Below are 18,534 nucleotides of genomic sequence, written 5' to 3' on the forward strand. Positions count from 1 at the left end.
TTCTCATACGTATCGATTACTTCAGCTTGAATATCGCACTCACTGGGTTATGATCGCTATTTTCAAACTTCAAATCTTTCCCTTCTACATTTACAATTTCAACATTCGGTGAAACGATAAAGCCATCAATAATCGTGACAAAGTTTTCACCTTCCACGTATTTCTTTACATCATCTCTCACAGTCATAACAGACGGATCTACAGCCCACTTAAAGCCACCTTCAGTAAAGTCCTTCGGTAACTCTACTAACCACTCAGGACGCTCTTTCACGAACTTCGGATCACTTAACTGAGCGTTAGAAATCAATTGATTCCAGTCTCCGCCCATTATTACATAATCACCATTTTTATAATGTTTGTTCATATATTCTTTTAAATACTCCACTTGTTGCTTTCTAATTTTTCCGCCTTCATCATAAGCAGACAAATGTAAATTTACGAGTCTAACAAATTTTCCATTATTAACAGGAATTTTATGTTCAACAATCGCTCGGTCTAAATCAAATAAACGCTTTGGCCACGGCTCCATTCCTGGTAATTGGAACCTCTTCGCTGTTTGAACTGTATATTTAGAAAACGTACTTAGTCCAGCATCAGCATATCCCATTGGACTTGTGATTGGTACCGGAACCCATTTTGTATCATAGTTCTTTCCGAACGAAGAAGCATAATCAGGCAGTCCTTTTTTCAAAAATTCATGCCCATTTATATCAAATGATCTCATTGATTTTATATCTACTTCTTGTAATAGCGTAAAATCACTATTCTCATTTTGTAAAAACGAAAGCATATTCTTTAAATTCGTTTCCGTTTGTTCTTTACTACTTGAACCAGACCCTTTTCCCCCATCCATAAAGAAGTCTTGATCCTTATCTAGTCCAGCATATCCAATATTAAACGTTGTAACTTTAAATTCATTTCCCTGCGCAATTACGCGCTCCTTATTGTTTTCCACCTTCAAGCTTATAACATCAGCTGGCTGTTCTTTTGTAAGTGTCATATACGCTAAAAACCCACCTACAACTCCCACACCTACTAAAATACATATAAGTACTATTTTTAATAACTTTTTCAAACAAACGACTCCTTTTCTAAAACATACGATTTTACTTTTCTTTATTTTCAGTCAAATGAAAAATGACAGATATACGAAACATTTTATCACACTGAAAATCTTATATCACTATATTTAGTTTATAAGTAATGATTCCCTATCTTAAACGATTTGAGAAATACAAAATACACCAACTTCTTCACTGGAAATCAAACGCAATTTTTAGTACACTATATGTAATAATTATAGGCGATGGAGTTCGCCATAACCGCTGCTTAGCTAATGACTCCTACCAGTATAACTACTGGTAGGAGTCTATTTTTTTGAGCAAGCTATTTAAAGAGGTGAGGAATTTGATTTATATTATCGTCGGTATAGCCGGTATATTAGGAGCCCTTTCTCGTTATTATTTAGGTCTTACTATTCATGAATTTTGGCATCATTCATTTCCATTAGCTACATTACTCATTAACTTAATCGGCTGCTTCTTATTAGCATGGCTGACTACATATGTTGCACGGCTAAACATCTTACCTTCGGAGGTTATCACAGGCATCGGTACTGGATTCATTGGTTCTTTTACGACGTTTTCAACATTTAGTGTAGAAACCATGCAATTAATTAACCATTCTGAATGGAGCATGGCTTTCCTATATGTATCATGTAGCATACTTGGCGGTCTCATTATGTCTGGAATTGGCTATACACTAGGTGATTTCTTAATTAAGAAATCAGTTACGGAAGGAGATCACTTATGATGGAAGCTTTATTAGTGGCAACTGGAGGTTTTTTCGGTGCGATTACACGATTTGCAATTAGCAATTGGTTTAAAAAAAGAAATAAAACATCCTTTCCAATTGCTACATTCCTTATTAATATAACAGGAGCATTTTTACTCGGGTATATAATTGGCAACGGAGTCACTACAGGCTGGCAATTATTATTAGGAACTGGATTTATGGGCGCATTCACAACGTTTTCGACGTTTAAATTAGAATTCATTCAGCTTCTCAATCGCAAAAAAATTTACACATCCCTTTTATATGTAAGTACTACTTACATAATCGGTATCCTCTTCGCATTCCTTGGAATGAAGCTCGGTGGAATATAAAAAAGCGACTCTATTGAGTCGCTTTCTTTCATAAGAAGTAAGTCCCGCCATATGGAATGGAAAGTAAACCCGCTGGATACACATCATAATGCACACTTTGCATTGGAAATTGTGAGTATTGCATATACTGTCCTTGCATCATTTGTGCAAAATATGCTTGTTGTTGCATTTGAATCACTTGATTCACAGCATGAATTGTCCCCTGTGCCCCGGCTAGCGTTATAGCCGCCCCTACTTGTCTACCATTATAAAAATAATGATTCATCATTATTCAGCTCACTTATTATTTTTCTTCCATATGGTATGTTTCTATTTCATAGTGAGTATTTTGTCCCGATTGGGGAATCCATCACTAATTAAACTTCACTTTATCTATTACTTTTTCTCAGCCTTGAAGTAATACATCCAAATAGTAATACACCAATACCACTAAAGAACAATACATAACTTACCGGTACTAGGAAAAAGAAAGGTTCTTCAAGAAATCCATCCGCTCCGACTTTACTGTTTGAAGCATGTATAGTTAAAGAAATAATCGCTAAGATCATGAAAGAAATAGCTACTACGTATTTATTTTTCATTTTACATTCTCCTCTATTCATATAATTCTTCTTAATTAACATCATATTATCCAAAACAAAATCATTAGTCAATAATAATTTATCGTTTTACAATAAATTATTATTGATTAAATTGAAAATATAAGGTTTATGAAGCATCTTAAATTGCCTCACAAACCTTTTATAGACAATAAATATTTACACTTCAAACTTCCTGCTTAATACAACATACATTGCGCAAAATAGTACGAATATCCCAGCATAAATTAACAAAACCTCTACACTAAACACATCAGCCAAAGGACCAAATATAATCATCCCTAAAGGTAAAGCACATGAATTCGCAATCTGTACGAGGCTAAACATTCTGCCATGCATAACTGGATCTACTTTCTCCTGCAATAACACAGTAACTGGCGTATTAAAACATGGCATTGTTATACCAATTAAAAAATTAAAGACTAAATACATAATAAATACCGGTGCAATTCCTAGTCCTACCATAAGCAGACCATATAACGCACAGGCCAGCGCTGTTGTATGCATACGATTACGGAAACCACCCCATGCTGCAATCAGTACGCCACCAGCTGCTGCACCAGCGCTAAAGGTCATCTCACTAGCAGTAAGTCTCCACATTTCCGCCCCGAAGGAACGAGTCACCATTAAAGGTGTTAAAAAGGCGGCTGGACTTATTAAAATCATAATAATGATTAATAAAACGAGTAGCCTTTTCATACATACATTTTCTTTTAAATAAGCAAACCCTTCTTTTATACCTTGTAGATTAGATTTTTGCTTACCCCCTACATTCACATGTCCTTCCACTTGAATGATAAACATAATACTAATTCCGATTATAGCTGTAATAACATCAATAAAAAATGTCGTTTCAATGCTAGTAACAGAAAGAATTGCGGCACTTGCCGCCGGTGAAAGAAACATAATTAAAGATGTAATACTACTATTTATCCCATTTACTTTCATAAGATAATCTTTCGGAACAATTTGTGGAATTAACGCATTCACAGCCGGCGTTTGTACACCTGTACCAGCTGAGCGAATGAGTAATACTATAAACAGCATCCAAATACTTTTATATCCTGTTAAAAATAAAATTGCCAAAATTAACGTAGCAATCGCTATAATCCCATCCGATAACATAATCATCTTTTTACGGTCATAACGATCAATCCACACACCAGCAAATAAAGATATCGCAATTTGTGGTAGAAAACCGCAAACAGTTGAAATGGTCAACATCGCCCCTGATGATGTTGTAAGGGTGATATACCATATAATCGCGTATTGCACGAGAGATGAACCGAACAACGAAATAGTTTGAGCGGTCAAAAATAATATAATGTTCATTCTCCAATTATTTTCATTCATATGTTTCACACCCCCTTAACTAATCCCGTCTCTATATTGAAAATACTATCCGCCCAATCAAGATAAAAACTCGCTTCATGAGATACGAGTATAATGCTGCCCTTAAACTGTATTAACGCCTTTCGCAAAGCTTCCTTCGCTTCTGCATCTAAATGATTCGTCGGTTCATCTACAATTAAAAAATTACAAGGTGATAATAACAATCCACACAGTTTCACCTTCGATTGTTCACCACCACTTAACGTACGAATTTCTTGCGAGACATGAGTATCTTTCACACCACACGCAGCTAAATGATGACGTATTTCCTTCATATTCAATGTAGGAAACTGTTCCGAAATAATTTGAAGCGGAGTTAAAGAATCATTACTCCAATTTAAATCTTGCTCATAATATCCAATCTTTATTTGCTCTGAGAAGTGAAATTCTCCAGCAATACTAGCAATAGTGCCAACAATTGTTTTTAATAAAGTAGATTTCCCTACTCCATTGAATCCTGTAATAACAAGTTTTTGCCCACCCATTACTGAAAAATTCAATTTTGGTAAGAGAGCAAAGTCATAACCAACTTCGAGATTATTAACCTCAAGAACTGTTTGAACTGAAATAGGAAGTTCCCGAAAATGAATAGACGGTTTATGGGTAAAACTTGGTGGCGCAATTCTTTCCATACGTTGCAACTGCTTTCTACGTCCTTGTGCTATTTTTGAATTCACTCCAGCAATATTTCTACGAATATACTCTTCCGTTTTTTCAATTTTCTTCTGTTGTGCATGGTATTGGCGAATATAATCTTTTCGCAAATGCTCCTTTTGTCTTACAAAATCTGAGTATTTTCCGTAATACTTCTTAACTGTTCCAAACTCTACATCACATATGCAAGAAGTCACTTTTTCCAGAAAATCAAAATCATGTGACACTACAATAAACGCCCCTTCAAAATTCATTAAATAATTAGCAAGCCACTCCACATGCTCCTTATCAAGAAAATTCGTCGGTTCATCTAGTAATAAAATAGTCGGCTCTTCTAATAAAAGCTTCGCTAAAATTACCTTTGCACGTTGTCCTCCGCTTAATTCACCAATAATACGATCCATCCCGATAGCATCAATACCTAAACCAGCTGCCACCTTATTCGTTATACTGTCTACCGAATAAAAATCACGAGCCTCAAGCTGTTCTTGAATCTCTGCCGCTTTTAATAGTTGATTCTCATCTCCAGTCCTAGCACTTTCTTCATATAACTTGTTCATTCTATCTTCCATTTCATACAAATCATAAAAAGCTCTCTTTACATATTGTGAAATGGTATAGCCCCCATCAATTTCTGCGTATTGATCAAGATGTCCAATTTGAATATTAGGTTGCCACTTTATATCTCCTTTATCAGGAATGATTTCTCCAATCAATATTTTCATTAACGTGCTTTTTCCTGCACCATTCTGTCCAACAATCCCCATATGTTCTCCTTTATGCAAACTAAAAGAAGCATTTTCATATAAGGCTTTATCTATAAAACTATGTGATAAACTTTCAACTTTAAGTAAACTCATTCGTATTCCTCTTTTCCTGAAATTAAAAAAAGCAGAGAGATAGCGTCATTCGACACTAGCCCTCTGCTTCGTGGTTTTTCCTATACTACTCCAATTTATAGTAAAAGCTCATTGGAATAATATACACAAAGGGCCATAGACAAAGCATTGTCTATGGCCCCTTAATCTATTTTATACATCGACTTACAAACCGTAACCAAATAAGCATAGATAAACTATACTTTTTTAGAAAAGTTATTCAGCCGATGAATATAGGGGATTTATGCCCCTTGATTAAGCTCCGTACAACGCTTCACCGTATACATTTGTGCGGAGCAAAGTTTTCTAATGAGTTTTACAAATTTTATATAAAGCATGTTCTGCACCTTCCTTAATACTTAAAAGGGATTTTAGCATACGGTTTTGCGAAGCGTCAACATTACTTCCAAATCATTCAACTACTTACTTTCAAAATATTGCTTCTGAAACATACACATTCTTATCGCATTATGATAGTTACCATCAACGAAAAACTCGTCGAGAAGCTCACCTTCTACCATAAATCCAACCTTTTTATAAACATGCACAGCCTTTTCGTTTTCTTTATCGACAACTAAATATATCTTATGCATATTTAAGACAGCAAAGGCATAACCCATCGCTAAACGCGTCGCTTCTGCTGCGTAACCATGCCCCTGATAATTTGGATCAATAATAATTTGGAATTCTGTTCTTCGGTGAATATAATCAATCTCCACTAACTCAACCAATCCAACCATTTCATTATCTTTCTCAACGATAAATCGGCGTTCACTTTGATCGTGTATATGTTTATCATACAAGTCCTGCAATTCTACAAAGGCCTCATAAGGTTCTTCAAACCAATACGACATAATATGCGCGTTATTATTCAGTTCGTGTACAAACTTTAAATCTTCTCGTTCTAATGGACGTAACTTCAATTCCTGACTCATTTCTATAACCTCCAAGTAAAAGAAACCTCTTCACTTAATTTCTCAAATTTTTTCAATTTCAAACGCCCTAATTTCATTGTAAACCTTCAAGTAACTTGAAGGTCAAGGTGAAAAAAGTAGTGCAAACTTACGTCTGCACTACTACTCTTTTCTCAAATCTCTCATATTCGATATGTATAAAGCAATGACTAAAACAAGAATGGATCCCGCATATAATAACGTCTCCATCGGTTCCTCATGAGATACAATAATTAACCGAATTAATGCCGTAATTCCGATATAAATAAAATAACGTAACGGGAAATGATAGTTCGATTTAAAATACTTAATAATTAATGCAATAAACTCGAAGTATAAGAAATATACGATGATACTTTCAACCAATTTATACGATGTATATTTCTTTGTTGAAAAGATGTATTGAATAAATGTGATTGTCTCATTAATTAAAAAGATAGATAAGACAATGGATAATATAATTAGCGCTATATTTAATATCCATTGCAAAACACTAGCTATAAGATGATCGATATTAAATGACTTCATTTTCTCTTTAAACTCCCCTTCGTATACGTACGTATTTATTATAGCAAAATTATCATTGGAAAGAAGTTAAATCATATATTCGTCCTTTGTTGTTGCCAGTGTAGGGAAGATTTAGTGTGTGGAGAATTCTGTTTACAACCATACCCGACGAAACATGGAGAAACTCTTTCAAATTACCGTTCGTACATGTCGTACTAATGAGCAATGCATAATCTCGTATAGCATCCTCATGTGCCACTTTTGAAAAATCTTTACAACTTGTACAACGCCAGCCCTTCTTCACTTTAACCATTGGAATAACTAAGCATTTCTCACATTGTACTCCATTTAACAACTCCTCTTTTTCTATTTTATATTGCTCAAGTATATTTTGTTGAAGTGGAGAATGCTCCGTTATTATTTGATGAATGAGCCTATCTACATTATCTATAACTTTTCTTTTATATTTACTTTCAAACCACTTTATTTTATGAGGTAAATTTGCACTATGAATAATTGTATGAAGAAGATTGTCATCTGAAGATTTTATAATGGTACGAGGCGAGCTAATAACAACAAGGGACTCAATTGGAAGACTAGAGGAAAATCCATGTAAGCTTAACCATCTCTTTATTTGTATTTCTTGCCTTTTTATTTGTAAAACCGGATCTGGAAATCCCTCTGAATTTCCTTCTGTTATTCGGATAAGTTGATTAAACTTTGTATCAAATATTAATGTACCTGCTATATTTTTTATCTCAAGAAAAAGAAGAAACTTTGTGGAAAGGATAATAGTATCAATTTGAAAGTATTTATCATAATTAGATAAGCGAACATCATGTAAAATACTATACTCTTTCTCAGAAATAAAACTAAGTGGATAATCAATCGATTGCTCCCCTTTATATCCCGCCATGTGTTTTGCCAAGTTTTCTCCAATTAAATTTCGTTTCGGATGATGTACAGGTAACCTTCTAAGAAGTGCTTCTAACTGTCTTATATAAATCGGCATTTTTCTTTCTTTCACAATCACCTCAAACACCCCTTTACAAATATATCAACGATTTTTCCAATATATCTATCACAACTCACAATATATCAACGATTTTTCCAATATATCGATTGGTCGACAATATCCGACAATACCTCACTCTAATCACTCACAGCATATCCTAGAAAAACACCTTCAGCAAAAACTTAAAATCGCATTTCCTCATAAAAAAAACATAACCTGCTCCTCCAGCAAAGTTATGGTTTTTACCTTATAATGCCACTCTACCTATAACTTTGCCGTGAATTCCACAAAATCCATTTGTACTTATACCAACTTTCACTTTTTTCACACTGAAACTATATACCTCAAAATCGTTTCATAATGTTATTACTTCAGCATAGCTACAATTTATATAATAACGGTACAGTACAAATAACGTGCTGAATCACTAAGTATGGGGGAATAACGATGAACGAAGCATTACTATTAGTCGACATACAAAATGATTACTTTAAAGGCGGCAATATGGAATTACATCTACCTGAAAAAGCCATCCAAAAAGCGAAAGAAGTATTGAGAGTGTTTCGTGAAAAACATAAAACAATTATTCATGTACAACATATTGCGAACAATGAAGGAGCTACCTTCTTCCTCCCCGAGACAGTAGGTGCTCAAATTCATGATGATGTACAACCGATCGCTAATGAAAGAGTCATTCAAAAACATCACCCTAACAGTTTTTTAAGAACAAATTTATTAGAAACATTAAAAACAGAAAAAATAGACCAACTAGTAATTTGCGGTATGATGACTCATGTATGTATTGATGCAACAGTACGGGCTGCCAGTGATTTAGGATTTCAATGTATTGTAATTGAAGATGCTTGTACGACAAAAGATTTAGAATTCCAAGGGAATTTAATCCCAGCAGTACACGCTCATCAATCGTTCATGAGCGCATTAGAGTTTGGTAATATTTACGCAGAAGTCATGTCAGCAAAATGTTTTATAAACAAAAACAAATAAAGAATTACAGTTCCATATGAAAAAAAGAAAGAATAAATATCTTATTCTTTCTTTTTTTCATATGTCTTAATGACAGTGTTTATACGATAATCACCATAATGTAAAACATCTGCAAGCGTCTCTTCTAATTGCTGATGCGAAGATGTGTGAAGAATCATGATATAACACCCATCGCCACTTATACGATACATTTCAGGAATTACGTCTGTTTTTTCGAAAAAACTTTGAATTTGATTATGATAATGTGGTGCATGCAAAAATAGCGTAACAAACGTCATAATGGATCCTTCCAGCTTAGCTCTGTCGATATCTATCGTATATTTTTGAATGACACCTGCCTCTTCTAATTTGTTAATTCGTTTTCCAACGGCTTGGCCAGTCAAATGTACTATCTCTCCAATTTCCCTCCAGTTCATTCTAGCGTTTTCTTTTAGTAACTGTATAATTTTAAAATCTGTTGAATCAAACATGGACATCCCCTTCCTATATGAAGCGACTTCTATAAAATCTTCATTTCCCATACAGTTCAGCTCAAAAATTTTGCACTACAATCGATTAACTCTATTAGGAATTACATTATTGTTAACGGCTTTCCTTCTTCTTTACAATGTATTTTTTTGATTACTCGTAGGCATCAGAAACAACTTTGGTAAATATTCGAAAGATCCCTGCAGCAAGCTAGCGATTGCTTTTTTATAAATATGAAAATTTTTTAGGAATTAGTTTATCTTTTTTTAATGTTTTATTTAGAGGGAGTTTATACTCTGGGATTAACATAATAAACGTAGCAACTAAGTTCATTGATTCAACCTAAACCTTTTCATATAACAAAGATTCAGAAGGATGAACTACTACTATAATCACAAACCGCACTACTTAAAACCATGTGAATAACATGAAAATCATAAAATGAGGAGACGATAAAAAATGAACAAAAAAACGAAAGCACTATCATCAATACTGCTCGGATTCACATTAGCATTAACAGGGTGTGCTGGTACTAAAGCCGAAGAAAATCATGGTAAACAAAAACAAGAACAAGCTGCTAAAGAGACGAAAAAGGAAAACAAGTTAACGAAAGGCCAAAAAATGGCTAACATTCTTAGCGATACTAATTGGCAAGGTACAAGAGTATATGACAAAGATAAGAATGACTTAACAAAAGAGAATGCAAACTTCATTGGCCTTGCAAAATATGATGCGAAGTCCGGCAGATATGAATTCTTTGATGCTAAGACAGGTGCAAGTCATGGCGATAAAGGAACTTTCTTTGTCACAAATGATGGGAAGAAGAGAATATTAATTTCAGAATCAATGAAGTATCAAGCTGTTGTTGACATGACAAAACTAAATAAAAATGTATTTACTTATAAACGAATGGGGAAAGACGCTAACGGTAAAGATGTAGAAGTTTTCGTTGAACATGTTCCATATAAAGAAAAAGAACTTTCTTTCACTGATCCGGACAAGCAGCTGAACACTACTACAGGCAATATTGTTAAAAACGTTGATGGAGATAGAATTTTAGGCGGCACCCTTTGGCACGGAACAAAAGCATTAGACGAAGTTGGTAATGATGTAACACAGTTTAATTCTAATTTTATAAGTCTAGCAAAATTTGATGACAAGTCTAATAAATACGAGTTCTTCAATAGCGAAACAGGTCAAAGCCGCGGTGACTATGGTTACTTCGATGTTTTACATGAAAATAAAATAAGAGCTCATGTATCAATTGGAAATAATAAATATGGTGCGGCTCTTGAACTTACTGAACTGAACAATAAGAAATTTACGTATAAAAGAACTGGTAAAGACCAATCTGGTAAAGACATAACTATATTCGTTGAACATGAACCTTATAAAGGTGATGTTAAACCACAATTTAGTTTTTAATTAGTTTGATTAAAAATCCTGTACTGAACTACAGGATTTTTCTTATGAGTCTACTTTTTATATTCGAAACATGAATTAGCTGTAAACGAAAAGAAGCATAAGCTAACCAAAACGGTCATCTTATGCTTCTTGTTACAACTAGGATCAACCACTACAGCTCTCCAATTACTTTCGTTAGCTTTTGAAGCGCTGATAAAAAATTTGTTAATTCTTCAGGTGATAAACTCGCATAATACTTTTCAGAAACCTGCTGCATATATGCGTCCATTTCTTTTTTATACAACAAGCCTTTCTCCCCTAATTCAACTGAAAATGCACGCTTATCTTCTGCATGTTGCCTTCTGAAAATATATCCTTCCATTTCAAGTTTTACTAACTGTTGGCTAATGGCACTCTTCGTTACATTCATTTTTTCTGCTAACTCTTTAGGAGTGGATGATGGGTACCGAATAATTAATGTTAATAACGTATATTGCTGATTATTTAAATTGAAATTCGTATAGGATCTTTCTTTCGTTTCAAGTAATATCCATAATTCTTCAAGTGTTTGATTAATTTCCTCAGCTATATTTTTATTTTTCATACTTGTCTCTCTCACCTTTTCTTCTCCAATTTTTTGGGTTTACATACTTTTTATATTTTGACACCACTTCTTTCCCGACAAAGACAGCACCTATCAAAAAAAGGATTTCCCCTATTACTATACATCCTGGAATGACAACGGCCTTTATCTGAGTCGAAAGTGAAGTAAATGGTATGATTAAAGCACTCGCCCACAGTAGAACATATATGATTAGAAGCCCTATTCCAACTTTAAAAAGAAATGGCTTTTTTGGCTTATTTTCGTTTGAAACTATTTCTTTTTCCATTTCAACCCCCCGAATTTAATTTAGTTTAGTTAACTAAACTATATATCAAGATTAATTTAATTGCAAGGTAAAAAAAGCTGCTGCCTATAAAATACAGACAGCAACTTCAACTAGAGTAGCTAGCATAATTTACGCAAACTACAGTATACATTTTGTAACTAATAAACAGCGATCGGCCCATAGGGACCATTGATAATTTCTATTTTGGTTTCAAAAATATCTGTCAAAAGTGTTGGGTCCATAACCTCTTCTACTGTTCCAAAAGCAGCAATTTGCCCATCTTTCATAGCACAAATTTTGTCAGAGTATTTAGCAGCAAAATTTATGTCATGCATAACAGTCAAAATTGTTCTTCCGAATTCATTAGCTGCACGTCTCAAATGCTCCATCATTTGAACAGATCGAGCAACATCAAGGTTGTTCAGAGGCTCGTCCAAAAGTACGTATTCGGTCTCTTGGCACAATACCATCGCTACATATGCCCTTTGTCTTTGACCACCAGAAAGCTCATCTAAATATCTATTCTCTAAATTAGTTAAATCTAGAAAGTCGATATATTTAGAAATAATAACTTCATCCTCTTTCGTTAATCTTCCCTTTGAATAAGGAAAGCGCCCAAATCCAACTAGTTGCCTAACAGTAAGCCTAGTTACAAAATGATTTTCTTGTCGTAATATAGTCAAAACTTTTGCTAAGTCTTTTGATTTGGATTCAGAAACATCCATATTTGCTACCTGAATGTGACCTTCATCCATATCTAAAAGTCTGCCAATCATCAAAAGTGTCGTTGACTTTCCAGCGCCATTTGGTCCAATTAAAGAAGTAAAGCCTGCTTTTGGTATTTCAATATCCAAAGGTCCTATTTTTACCTTATCAGTATAGAACTTTTTAACATTATCAATTTTTATCATAAAGCCCTCTTCCTTAAAACTATAGTTAAGAATATGATTCCACCAAATAATTCAATAATAACTGAAACTACACCTTGAGCATGGAATACATGATACATTAAAAAGTATGCGCTCGTCATTATTAAAAATCCTATTGCAAAAGCCATTGGAAAAATATATCTATGATCATAAGTTGACGCTGCCTGATAACTCAAAGTTGCTACTAAAAAGCCGTAGAAAGTAAGTGGCCCAATTAGAGCTGTTGAGATGGACATTAAAATAGCTACTAATACAAGCGTATAAATTACACTAGGTTGATATTTAACCCCGAAAGAAGTAGCAACATCCTTGCCTAGTGACAAAACATTCAAATTCTTAGAATGAGCAAAAATTAATACTGCTACAATTATGATCATAGGAATTACAATAGGAAAATATGCAGGATCTGCATGATTAACAGAGCCAAATAATCTTGCTTGTAAAATATCAAATTCTGAAGGCGCAAGTAGTTTTCTCATGAAAGTTGACACAGAATTTAGTCCGGTACCAATAATAATTCCAACTAAAAGCATAAGTTGTAAATTCCCGTATTTACCGGAAAGTAACCATCCATAAAGTATCAAACTCATGAAAACCATAACAACAACTTGGAATAAAAATGATCCGATTCCATTAAAATTTAGTAATGCACTAGCACCAAAGAAGAATATTGTACTCGTTTGAATCGCTGAATAAAGTGATTCGAAACCTAAAAGCGAAGGAGTAATAATCTTATTATTCGTAATAGATTGGAAAGCCACAGTCGACAAGCTATGACAAACAGCTGCAATAATCATTGCAACAATAGCTACTATCCTTCTCTTAACAACTGGGATAAAAGAAGGTGAATCTATCGGAACTGGATTGTTATACACTAAAAGTCCATATGAAGAAAGGAGACCTAAACCAATCAATGTTATCAGTAAAATCCAATAACGTCTTGCTTCCTTCTTAGAACGAAAAGCGCTAGCTGATCTACTTTCATTATGAAGGCTAGAATCGATTTCGACATTTTCTTTATTTCTATATTCTAATGTGATCATCGTAGCCTCCTTGGTTTTCTTTGTCTCAATAAAATAGTAATAAACACGACTGCTCCCACTGTTGCAAGTATTAAAGAAACAGGTAATTCAAAAGGCTTTATAATTGTTCGAGAAATGATATCACAGGCAGTTATTGACCCCATTCCGATCACACAAACCCAAGGTAAATTACTCCTAAGATCATCACCTCTAAACATTGAAACGATATTTGGCACAATTAATCCTAAGAAAGGTAAGTGTCCAATAACAGCTGCAACAATTCCAACTGCAACAGAGATAAGACCAGTCCCAAAAAGAACAATTCTATTGTAATTAACTCCAAGGCTTGTTGCGACATCTTCTCCTAGTCCAGCTAAAGTCAATCTATTAGCATACATAAAAATAAGAAAAGTAATGATAACAATCAGCCATAAATATTCATATCTTCCCACCTGAATGTTAGCAAATGAACCTACGAACCAAGTTTCAATACTTTGTGTCTTTTGAAAAAGGAGTCCCAAAAAAGTAGACACTGCAGAAATAACTGCTCCAAGCATCAATCCAATAATCGGGACAATTAAAGACGAACGAAGTTTAACTCTTCTTAAAAATAAAAAGAAAATCATAGTTCCTATAAAAGAAAAAATGATTGCACCAGTCATTCTTTGCACTAAAGTCGGGGCAGGGAATAATAAATATACAAAAAGCAGGCCTAAGCCTGACCATTCAATAGTCCCCGTTGTAGTAGGTTCAACAAAACGATTCTGTGTAATAAGTTGCATTACGAGCCCTGCCATCGCCATTGCAGCTCCAGTAAGCATTAATGCAACTGTTCTCGGAACACGAGTTATGAAAAACATCTCCATTCCGTCCTCTTGTCCACGTATATCATAAACTCCAGTAAACAGTGATATAATCCCTAAAATTATAACAACTATAATCGCTATTATAAAAGATTTTGTCCATAATTTATTGTGATTATAAAACTGGGGTTGAGAAATATTCTCAACCCTAGAAATTATATTTTTTGACACTGTTTCGTACTCCTTTACACTACTTAGCTAAAGTTTTTGCAAGATTTCCAAACAACTCTATATAAGTCTGAATTGATTCATTTGTGTAAGTATCTTCTGGTGCATAAACAACTTGTTTTTTAGAAACAGCAGTTGTGTTTTGAAGAGCTGGTGATTTAGAAATAACATCCTTAGCAGGTGTTGAAGTAGCTGCATCAGATGTTGCGGCATCACGATCTAATACGAAAAGCCAATCAGGATTTGTTTGTGCAATAGCTTCAACAGAAACGTCATCACCTTTATGACCTGCAGTAGAATTTGAAACTTCTAGTGCTGGAACCCAACCGAAAATTTCATACATTGGTCCCCAAACACGACCAGAATGTGGAGCAGCAAAACCAATATTCCCACCAGTAACGATAACACTCATAACTTTATCTTTTCCGTTATAAGCAGATTTTGCAGTTTCAATAGATTTATCAAAATCAGCCACTAATTTTTTAGCTTCTTTATCTTTATCAAAGATTTTCCCTAAAGTAATTGTAGAATCTTTAAGTCCTTTTACTAAGTTTTTCCCAGGCGTAGTAGATTTCTCAGAAACATCAAAATTAAGATCAATAACAGCTGCTTTTGGCACTAATTTTTTGATCTCTTCGTAATGATCAGCAAACCTTTGACCAACGATTACAAGGTCAGGGTTTGCAGCTGCAATAATTTCAAGATTTGGCTCACGGTGATTCCCAATATTTTGAACTTTTTCATCCTTTTTATATGCTGAATCAGCAGGCATGATATCCTTTGGAGCAGCCGCTAATTTAATTCCCCAATCAGCTAAAGTTTCAAACGTTCTATTATCTAAAGCAACTACATTCTTTGGATTTACAGGAACAGTAACCTTTCCATGTGCATCAGTGATTTCAACCGTTTTTGGCTTATCACTACCATTATCTTTATTATTAGCCTTCGAAGTTTCTTTACTTGAATCCGAGCAAGCCACTAACATTAAAGTGAAAATTGCTAGAATACTTACTAATTTTAAAAGCATAGTTTTTTTCATACGTATACTCCTTATTATGTAATTTAGTTCGAAAATGATAAAGTTCATAGATTAAATTAGATAGTAACTTTTATACATCTAAATTGCTATTGATAATCATTTTCATTTGAACATCCTGTAAATAAGTATAGTCATTAATTCTGTGAAAATCTTGTGAATGGTGTGAGTTAATAACATTAAAAATAAATTTGATACGGTCTCAACTAATGCGCATCAGATCCATCCCCCACACATACTAACCGATAGGCTTACACCTTATAAACCATGATTTCTACTGCAAAAAAATGACCATTTCCTGATAGCAATCTTCTTTTTATAGTTTCTGCCTTTTCATATTTCACAGAAACTACTTTATTATCTTATTTTTATCATTCAACCATTGAATAGCCCCTGCCATGTATCGTTTGAATATATCTGTCTTTCTTCTCGCACTTTAACTTTTTTCTTACATACCCAATATATAAGTCCACAACATTTGGATTTACTATTACGTTATATCCCCAAACCTGGTTCAAAAGCATTTCACGGCTCAATATTGTATTTTTATTCTTGATTAAAAATACAAGTAAATCGTACTCGCGCTTAGTAAGCGAGAGATTTTCGCCACCTTTTTTCACAATAGTGCTAGATGCATCAACAAAGAGATCTTTAAAATGAAATAGGTTTGTCTCACTTTGCTGGTTACAGTTACTTCTCCTTAAAATAGCTTTAACCCTTGCTACTAATTCTTCTTTTGCAAATGGTTTTCTTATATAATCATCTGCTCCTGCCTGTAATCCTGCTACGCAATCCTTACTAGAAACATTGTCGGTCACAATAATTATCGGTGTCGTTTTAACTAATCGTATTTGTCTACAAATTTCTGGTCCAGATATACTTAATGAGTCCCAATCCAATATGATAATATCCCAATCTTGTTCATATATTATATTTAAACCTTGGTTTTCATTGTGAAGTTTTAAAATGAAATAGCCTTCTTGCGTTAGACCGCTTACGATTTTCTTCGCTAAAGACCTTTCATTCTTAATTACCAACACCTGTTTCACCGATGGTTCACCTCTACTTCAATATCACTTAGTTAAATAAAAAAATAATTTAAGATTTATAAATATTAAATTCCTAAAAAACCATTAAAACAGCTTATTAGGAGAACTCTATATAATCTTACAATAGGTATGGATAAAAACACAAAACATATTAATATTTTAATAAAGTGAATTTAAATGAAACCTCACCAGTTGGGCGTTTACGGGCAGCTATAGTATCTATCTGCTTATCATTAATAACTAGTTCTTCATTTTCTGTTTCAGGGGTACCGCCCCATGCCCCTCAACTTAAGCATTTTATAAAATCACAAAATGAAAAAACGGTATTCTCTCTATTTTTCTACTTATAAATACTTGTGTAAAAGCGATTTTGTTGTTGTTTATTTTAGATAAAATTGTAATCTTTAGGGGATAACACACAAGATGCATTGAGAATGGAAGTGAAAGAACCAAAGAATTAGATACATTCTATTTTTAGAACCATAACTTTGCCGCAAACAAAAAGAACCACAACCTCGCCAAGCTGGCAAAGTTATGGTTCATATTATAAAAAATAAAAAAACCACCAAATATGTATTGGTGGAGACGGTGGGAGTCGAACCCACGTCCAAAAATATCGGCACTTAAGCTTCTACGAGTGTAGTCGATATATTAGCATTTCGCAAACTCTTCGGCCTATCGACAGGCTTCCAAGTTGCTAGTCTGATTGTTCTCTTCCTTCGCCCTCAGACGGCGAACTCCGGCGTAGTCCACTTAGTTTGAGTCCCTTACCCTACCACATGGACGATGGAGGGAGGAACCTTTAGTGCAATTAAGCAGCTAAAGAAAGATTGTTTTGTTTGCCAATTATAGGCTTTGACGTTTTAACGAGGCCGATCCCCTCGACTCGCAACCTAAGCTCGAACTATCCCTGTCGAATCCGTAACGTCCCCATGATAAAAATGGAGCATACGAAGAAAATATCGTGATAACTACTATGAGCTGTTTTTCAATGTGCAATAACCTTACATAAGTTATTATATCATACGCGCGCCGTTTTACAAATGTAAATATCTGTATTACATCTTTTGGCGATCACGGAACACGCGTGCAATTTCACGTTTCGCTTCTTTCTCTTTTAAATCATGACGTTTATCATATTGTTTCTTACCTTTTGCTAAACCAAGTGCCATCTTTGCAAATCCATTTTTCAAATAGATTCTAAGTGGAACTAATGCGTAACCTGTTTCTTTTGCAGCTCCCGCTAGTTTATCAATTTCTTTTTTATGAAGAAGTAATTTTCTCGTGCGAAGCGGATCATGGTTGAAACGATTCCCTTGCTCGTACGTATTAATATGCATATTATGAACCCATACTTCACCATTATGTATACGTGCAAACGCATCTTTCAAGTTCACGCGACCAGCGCGAATCGACTTAATTTCCGTTCCTTGAAGGACAAGCCCTGCTTCGTATGTTTCTTCGATGAAATAATCATGAAATGCTTTTTTATTTTGTGCAATAACCTTACCTGTACCTTTTGGCATATAACGTCCCT

At 34.3% G+C, this 18,534-nt stretch carries 21 protein-coding genes, 1 other RNA gene and 1 riboswitch; of the genes, 4 read left to right on the forward strand and 18 right to left on the reverse strand.

Annotated features, from left to right (window positions below; all coding sequences use genetic code 11):
* Window positions 1-16: 16 nt before the first annotated feature.
* The gene (locus JDS81_RS13540; protein ID WP_097954396.1) at window positions 17-1,075 is read right to left on the reverse strand and encodes an endonuclease/exonuclease/phosphatase family protein; all 1,059 of its coding nucleotides are present in this window, start codon (window positions 1,073-1,075) and stop codon (window positions 17-19) included.
* Window positions 1,076-1,293: 218 nt separating this feature from the next.
* Window positions 1,294-1,353: riboswitch (Fluoride riboswitch) on the forward strand.
* Between the two features lie 54 nt (window positions 1,354-1,407).
* Here JDS81_RS13540 and crcB (JDS81_RS13545) point away from each other — a divergent pair.
* Complete coding sequence (crcB, locus tag JDS81_RS13545; RefSeq protein ID WP_000639321.1) at window positions 1,408-1,812, forward strand: fluoride efflux transporter CrcB; 405 nt, start codon at window positions 1,408-1,410, stop codon at window positions 1,810-1,812.
* Window positions 1,809-2,165, forward strand: coding sequence for a fluoride efflux transporter CrcB (gene crcB, locus JDS81_RS13550; RefSeq protein ID WP_097954395.1), 357 nt, complete (start codon window positions 1,809-1,811; stop codon window positions 2,163-2,165). Before crcB (JDS81_RS13545) ends, crcB (JDS81_RS13550) begins: the two co-directional genes overlap by 4 nt.
* A gap of 28 nt (window positions 2,166-2,193) precedes the next feature.
* Here the strand turns inward: crcB (JDS81_RS13550) and JDS81_RS13555 are convergent, their stop codons facing one another.
* From JDS81_RS13555 to JDS81_RS13585, 7 genes are all read right to left on the reverse strand, one after another.
* Window positions 2,194-2,433 (reverse strand): DUF3947 family protein, encoded by a 240-nt coding sequence (locus JDS81_RS13555; RefSeq protein ID WP_000980960.1) that lies wholly within the window; start codon window positions 2,431-2,433, stop codon window positions 2,194-2,196.
* A gap of 100 nt (window positions 2,434-2,533) precedes the next feature.
* The gene (locus JDS81_RS13560; protein ID WP_142316338.1) at window positions 2,534-2,746 is read right to left on the reverse strand and encodes a DUF3955 domain-containing protein; all 213 of its coding nucleotides are present in this window, start codon (window positions 2,744-2,746) and stop codon (window positions 2,534-2,536) included.
* A 177-nt stretch (window positions 2,747-2,923) separates the two neighbouring features.
* Window positions 2,924-4,117, reverse strand: coding sequence for an MFS transporter (locus JDS81_RS13565; protein ID WP_141499351.1), 1,194 nt, complete (start codon window positions 4,115-4,117; stop codon window positions 2,924-2,926).
* Between the two features lie 5 nt (window positions 4,118-4,122).
* Window positions 4,123-5,670, reverse strand: coding sequence for an ABC-F family ATP-binding cassette domain-containing protein (locus JDS81_RS13570; RefSeq protein WP_097954392.1), 1,548 nt, complete (start codon window positions 5,668-5,670; stop codon window positions 4,123-4,125).
* 437 nt (window positions 5,671-6,107) lie between these two features.
* The gene (gene speG, locus JDS81_RS13575) at window positions 6,108-6,623 is read right to left on the reverse strand and encodes a spermidine N1-acetyltransferase (protein WP_000076822.1); all 516 of its coding nucleotides are present in this window, start codon (window positions 6,621-6,623) and stop codon (window positions 6,108-6,110) included.
* A 141-nt stretch (window positions 6,624-6,764) separates the two neighbouring features.
* Window positions 6,765-7,169, reverse strand: coding sequence for a phosphate-starvation-inducible protein PsiE (gene psiE / locus JDS81_RS13580; RefSeq protein WP_000834705.1), 405 nt, complete (start codon window positions 7,167-7,169; stop codon window positions 6,765-6,767).
* A gap of 52 nt (window positions 7,170-7,221) precedes the next feature.
* Entirely contained in the window at window positions 7,222-8,175 is a 954-nt protein-coding gene (locus JDS81_RS13585) for a nuclease-related domain-containing protein (RefSeq protein ID WP_097954424.1), read from the reverse strand.
* Between the two features lie 435 nt (window positions 8,176-8,610).
* Here JDS81_RS13585 and JDS81_RS13590 point away from each other — a divergent pair, with 435 nt between their 5' ends.
* On the forward strand, window positions 8,611-9,168 hold the full coding sequence (locus JDS81_RS13590) for a cysteine hydrolase family protein (protein ID WP_097954391.1): 558 nt from the start codon (window positions 8,611-8,613) through the stop codon (window positions 9,166-9,168).
* Window positions 9,169-9,209: 41 nt separating this feature from the next.
* Here JDS81_RS13590 and JDS81_RS13595 read toward each other — a convergent pair whose 3' ends face one another.
* Window positions 9,210-9,644, reverse strand: coding sequence for an Lrp/AsnC family transcriptional regulator (locus JDS81_RS13595; protein WP_179864517.1), 435 nt, complete (start codon window positions 9,642-9,644; stop codon window positions 9,210-9,212).
* Window positions 9,645-10,095: 451 nt separating this feature from the next.
* Between JDS81_RS13595 and JDS81_RS13600 the strand changes: the two genes are divergently transcribed.
* Complete coding sequence (locus JDS81_RS13600) at window positions 10,096-11,061, forward strand: DUF4822 domain-containing protein (RefSeq protein ID WP_097954390.1); 966 nt, start codon at window positions 10,096-10,098, stop codon at window positions 11,059-11,061.
* Between the two features lie 151 nt (window positions 11,062-11,212).
* Here the strand turns inward: JDS81_RS13600 and JDS81_RS13605 are convergent, their stop codons facing one another.
* From JDS81_RS13605 to smpB, 9 genes are all read right to left on the reverse strand, one after another.
* A complete protein-coding gene (locus tag JDS81_RS13605; RefSeq protein ID WP_070173917.1) occupies window positions 11,213-11,644 on the reverse strand; it encodes a MarR family winged helix-turn-helix transcriptional regulator in 432 nt (143 codons plus the stop codon).
* Window positions 11,634-11,930 carry a transporter suffix domain-containing protein gene (locus tag JDS81_RS13610; RefSeq protein ID WP_097954389.1) on the reverse strand — a complete coding sequence of 99 codons (297 nt, stop codon included), beginning with the start codon at window positions 11,928-11,930 and terminating at the stop codon, window positions 11,634-11,636. Before JDS81_RS13610 ends, JDS81_RS13605 begins: the two co-directional genes overlap by 11 nt.
* 158 nt (window positions 11,931-12,088) lie before the next feature.
* Window positions 12,089-12,841: an iron ABC transporter ATP-binding protein gene (locus JDS81_RS13615; protein ID WP_097954388.1), complete on the reverse strand. Its 753-nt coding sequence runs from the start codon at window positions 12,839-12,841 to the stop codon at window positions 12,089-12,091.
* A complete protein-coding gene (locus JDS81_RS13620) occupies window positions 12,838-13,902 on the reverse strand; it encodes an iron chelate uptake ABC transporter family permease subunit (RefSeq protein ID WP_097954387.1) in 1,065 nt (354 codons plus the stop codon). The genes JDS81_RS13615 and JDS81_RS13620 overlap by 4 nt, the downstream gene beginning before the upstream one ends.
* Complete coding sequence (locus tag JDS81_RS13625; protein ID WP_000041827.1) at window positions 13,899-14,915, reverse strand: ABC transporter permease; 1,017 nt, start codon at window positions 14,913-14,915, stop codon at window positions 13,899-13,901. The genes JDS81_RS13620 and JDS81_RS13625 overlap by 4 nt, the downstream gene beginning before the upstream one ends.
* 19 nt (window positions 14,916-14,934) lie before the next feature.
* Complete coding sequence (locus tag JDS81_RS13630) at window positions 14,935-15,951, reverse strand: siderophore ABC transporter substrate-binding protein (protein WP_000753450.1); 1,017 nt, start codon at window positions 15,949-15,951, stop codon at window positions 14,935-14,937.
* Between the two features lie 368 nt (window positions 15,952-16,319).
* A complete protein-coding gene (locus tag JDS81_RS13635) occupies window positions 16,320-16,997 on the reverse strand; it encodes a response regulator transcription factor (RefSeq protein WP_000815807.1) in 678 nt (225 codons plus the stop codon).
* 577 nt (window positions 16,998-17,574) lie between these two features.
* Window positions 17,575-17,929, reverse strand: a transfer-messenger RNA (tmRNA) gene (ssrA, locus tag JDS81_RS13640).
* A gap of 126 nt (window positions 17,930-18,055) precedes the next feature.
* Window positions 18,056-18,523 carry an SsrA-binding protein gene (gene smpB / locus JDS81_RS13645; protein WP_001123917.1) on the reverse strand — a complete coding sequence of 156 codons (468 nt, stop codon included), beginning with the start codon at window positions 18,521-18,523 and terminating at the stop codon, window positions 18,056-18,058.
* Between the last annotated feature and the right edge of the window lie 11 nt (window positions 18,524-18,534).

This window comes from Bacillus cereus group sp. N31 (genome assembly GCF_016483245.1).
Taxonomy (GTDB): domain Bacteria; phylum Bacillota; class Bacilli; order Bacillales; family Bacillaceae_G; genus Bacillus_A; species Bacillus_A toyonensis.